Here is a 3,279-nt window from a genome sequence, read left to right as displayed (position 1 = left end):
ATAGAGCGAGCGGTTCTCGAAGATGATGCTTACGAGCACGAGGAAAACGAGAATGGAGGAAAATCCTTTGAGCTTGCAAGCGTTGGCCGCGCGCAGAATCTGGCCGACATGATAACGACGGAAGAACGCCGAAGTTTTCTTCGAGATGGATTCCATCTGCTGGGTGGTTTGTGATATACTTTTCATAGCATGAGCCTCCGGTGCTTGGTATGTTTTTGAGCCAACATAATTATACCAAACTGGCAAGACTCATGCTATTTTTCTGTTTACAAAGCCTGGACTTTCAAGGGGTGCAGGGGATTTTTACCTGCGAAGTTTGAGTTTATAAATTTATTCAGATCTTCTACCGATTCAGCAAGATCCTGATTCAAATCCTGTATGCCGGATAATGCTGTATTGATACTGGAGTCAAAAGCACTTAAATTCTTAATCAATGCCCTATTCGTTGCATCATTATATCCATTAATTCCTTTGTTCAAAATTTCAAAAGTTTTCTGCAGTCCGTCAGAAACACCCTTGAAGTTATTTTCATATGCTTTCCAGGAAGTTTCAATGTGTTTAAGCGCATCGTTCACTTCTTTGACTGCATTGGCATTTGCCACAGATGCCGTTTGAATAGTGCCTGCCTGCCTATTTAACTCCTTACTGATAGACTGCTGGACATCAATCGCTTTATCCAAACTCTGGCCAATCTGCTCCGACACCTGTGCCATAGGCCGTGATGCATCCGCAAATTTGCTGGCTGCATCCCCTGCAGAGTTAATTAATTCTTTATTTCTGGAAATTGTGGTCTGCAGACTCTCAACCATTGTCTTTAAAGCAGCTTCATGTCGTTCCATATCATCATGAACCATACTAAGAGTCTCTTCCAAGCTCTTCTTCATACTGCTCGACACGGTAGAAAGTTCATTACCGGTTTTGGAAATAGATGCAGCAGCGCCCGTCAAAGCATTACCCATTGTATTGGCCGCCTGCCCAGCATGCTCAAGAATTGACCGATTAGCTGTATTGGAAGCATCTGTTAACGCTTTTACTGCCTCATTTAACTGCCTTGCATTGTCCTCATTCTGTTTAGCAGACTTTTCAAAGGCAAGATTCATGGACTGCTGCAGTTTGTCCAACGTTGCAGCAAAAGAAGCCAGCTGCTTTCCTGTCTTCTCATCAATGCTTCCGGCTAAAGCATCTGCCCCACTGCTGTTCAGCTTGTCAATCGATTTCCTCAATTCATCAAATACAGGTACCAGCTGCTCCTGGAAACTGGTATCCAAACTTTCTGAAATAGCAGTTACAAGCTGGGTACTGAATAATTTCATCTGTTCTGTCTGCTGCTTTGATTCAATAAGGCTGTCTGCCAATATTTGCTCTGTATTTTTATGAGTAAAAATAGAATCCAGCTTAGATGCCACTTCATTAATCATTTGGTTATAGTCTCTCATGAGTCGGGAATAGCAAATATTATAGATAATTGCACAAATTATACCCACTACGGATGTCAGGAAAGCAGTTGAGAGGCCTTGAAACAGATTCTGAATACCAGAACTTAACACTTCCAAATCTTTAGAATTAATATTGATTCCATAGAGACCAGCAGTAAGGCCGAGGAATGTTCCTAAAATACCAATAGCTGTAAATATTCCGGCAAGATTCTTCCAAAATCCCAACATAAGGCCGTGGGATAATGTTTCACTATTGAAGTAGCAATCCGCATTATCTGTACTGTAAATTTTAAACTTACCTTCAGTATCCGGGCCCAAATAGATTAATGATGTTTCGTACTGTTTCCACAAGGACGCAAAGCTTGACTCTTTCATCGAAGCTTTAAAATTCTCAAATACTCCCATATCATTAAGTGATTTTTCTTCATAGCCGTCAAGTAAGGTTGATAGTTCTTTGATTTGTTTTTTCTTAATATTGTAATTTTTTTTAAATTTCAGATACCATAGTACCCATGCAGCCACAAACAATAAATAGTACCAAATACCAGTAACAATGGGACCGACAAATAGCCAAAAAGTACGCATGCTTAATTCTCCTTATAATCCGCCAATCAGGTTACAGTTTTATTTCTTTGCATGTTTTAATCTAATAATATCATATGCAAGCTTTCTGCGACAAATAAAATGGACATAGGCATAGTTCAATACTTCTCCGTAACGGTATCAAACAATTTATAACAGTCAGATGTTTTACCTCTCTATTACCCCAGCTCCACAAATTCATTTTCTGTAAGTGCCAGCCCGCTCTTTTCAAATCTTTCTTCCCTCTGCTCATAGATTTCTTTCAACATATCTTTTCTCTCTTCTTTCAGCCCCAAATGAATCTTTCTATGGCAAATAGGGCAAAGGCATATGAGGTTGGCGTATACATCCAGACTATGGTTAAAGGATTGCCGCACAGCAAAATGGATGATATGATGCCCCTCCATGTAGGGTTTATGAGTGCTCTGGGCAAGGCTCTGCTTTCTAACGAATGGATTCCTTGTATATCCATTATTCATTCCCATTAAAAACGAATTGTTCCGACTTTATTACAGCTGCTTCACCCACTCCACTGCTATCCTGTCGGCGCCAAGCCAGTCCACATTTTCCAGTTCCTCTTTCTTCACCCAACGGAAGGCGGAATGTTCCAGGATGGTCAGGGTCCCCCTTGCTACGTGGCACAGGTAGCATTCCATAGTGAGGTGAAACTGGGGATAGTCGTAGTCCACGGTGCCCAGGAGTCGGTCTACTTTGATATCAGCGGCCAGTTCTTCTTTGATTTCCCGCCGAAGGGCTGTTTCCGGCGTTTCGTCTTTTTCTATTTTGCCGCCGGGAAATTCCCAGTATCCTTTGAATTCCCCATAGCCCCGGCGGGCAGCAAATATTTTATGATTTTCTACAATCACCGCCGCTGCCACATGAATGGTTTTCATCAGGATTTTCCTTCGATTTTCTTTTCGAAACGGTATTTCTGTTTCACGTCCGGATATTTTTCATGGTCCACTTCCGACAGGAACATGGCCAAAGGCCGGGCGTAGATACCGTAGTCGCCGTAAAGGGCCCGGTAGACTGCCAGTTTTTCTCTTGTTTCTGTATGGGTGGCTATGGCTATGATCTGGTAGTCATGGTTTTTGAAGTGGTGCCAGATTTCTCCGGCTTTTGGATTTTCACGCATTTGGTCTCCTTTGGGAATATAGAGATTTGAGAAGCTTGAAACATAAGCTCCCGACAACAAGCCTGCTTTAAGGGTAACTTTATAAAGCCCCTGGAAAATCTAATTTTTTCGGGGTTATTCCCTCCT

General features: G+C 42.0%; 5 protein-coding genes. All 5 read right to left on the bottom strand.

Annotation, left to right across the window (positions count from 1 at the left end):
• The coding region (locus HMPREF9453_RS12040; protein WP_008858659.1) for a hypothetical protein at positions 1 to 186 on the bottom strand (186 nt) is incomplete at its 3' end.
• Between the two features lie 80 nt (positions 187 to 266).
• On the bottom strand, positions 267 to 2,021 hold the full coding sequence (gene zorA / locus HMPREF9453_RS00860) for an anti-phage ZorAB system protein ZorA (RefSeq protein ID WP_008858658.1): 1,755 nt from the start codon (positions 2,019 to 2,021) through the stop codon (positions 267 to 269).
• A gap of 176 nt (positions 2,022 to 2,197) precedes the next feature.
• Positions 2,198 to 2,503 (bottom strand): HNH endonuclease signature motif containing protein, encoded by a 306-nt coding sequence (locus HMPREF9453_RS11160; RefSeq protein WP_008858657.1) that lies wholly within the window; start codon positions 2,501 to 2,503, stop codon positions 2,198 to 2,200.
• Between the two features lie 24 nt (positions 2,504 to 2,527).
• Complete coding sequence (locus tag HMPREF9453_RS00850; protein WP_008858656.1) at positions 2,528 to 2,911, bottom strand: (deoxy)nucleoside triphosphate pyrophosphohydrolase; 384 nt, start codon at positions 2,909 to 2,911, stop codon at positions 2,528 to 2,530.
• On the bottom strand, positions 2,911 to 3,153 hold the full coding sequence (locus HMPREF9453_RS00845; RefSeq protein ID WP_008858655.1) for a DUF1653 domain-containing protein: 243 nt from the start codon (positions 3,151 to 3,153) through the stop codon (positions 2,911 to 2,913). Before HMPREF9453_RS00845 ends, HMPREF9453_RS00850 begins: the two co-directional genes overlap by 1 nt.
• Positions 3,154 to 3,279 lie beyond the last annotated feature (126 nt).

Source organism: Dialister succinatiphilus YIT 11850, assembly GCF_000242435.1.
GTDB lineage: Bacteria > Bacillota > Negativicutes > Veillonellales > Dialisteraceae > Dialister > Dialister succinatiphilus.
The sequence above is the reverse complement of the archived record's forward strand: the minus strand, read 5'-3'. Positions and strand labels throughout refer to the sequence as shown.

Bases quoted from the DNA above. Each gene is read 5' to 3' on its own strand.
- HMPREF9453_RS11160 (WP_008858657.1), bottom strand. From the start codon at position 2,503: ATGGGAATGAATAATGGATATACAAGGAATCCATTCGTTAGAAAGCAG.
- HMPREF9453_RS00845 (WP_008858655.1), bottom strand. From the start codon at position 3,153: ATGCGTGAAAATCCAAAAGCCGGAGAAATCTGGCACCACTTCAAAAAC.
- zorA (WP_008858658.1), bottom strand. From the start codon at position 2,021: ATGCGTACTTTTTGGCTATTTGTCGGTCCCATTGTTACTGGTATTTGG.
- HMPREF9453_RS00850 (WP_008858656.1), bottom strand. From the start codon at position 2,911: ATGAAAACCATTCATGTGGCAGCGGCGGTGATTGTAGAAAATCATAAA.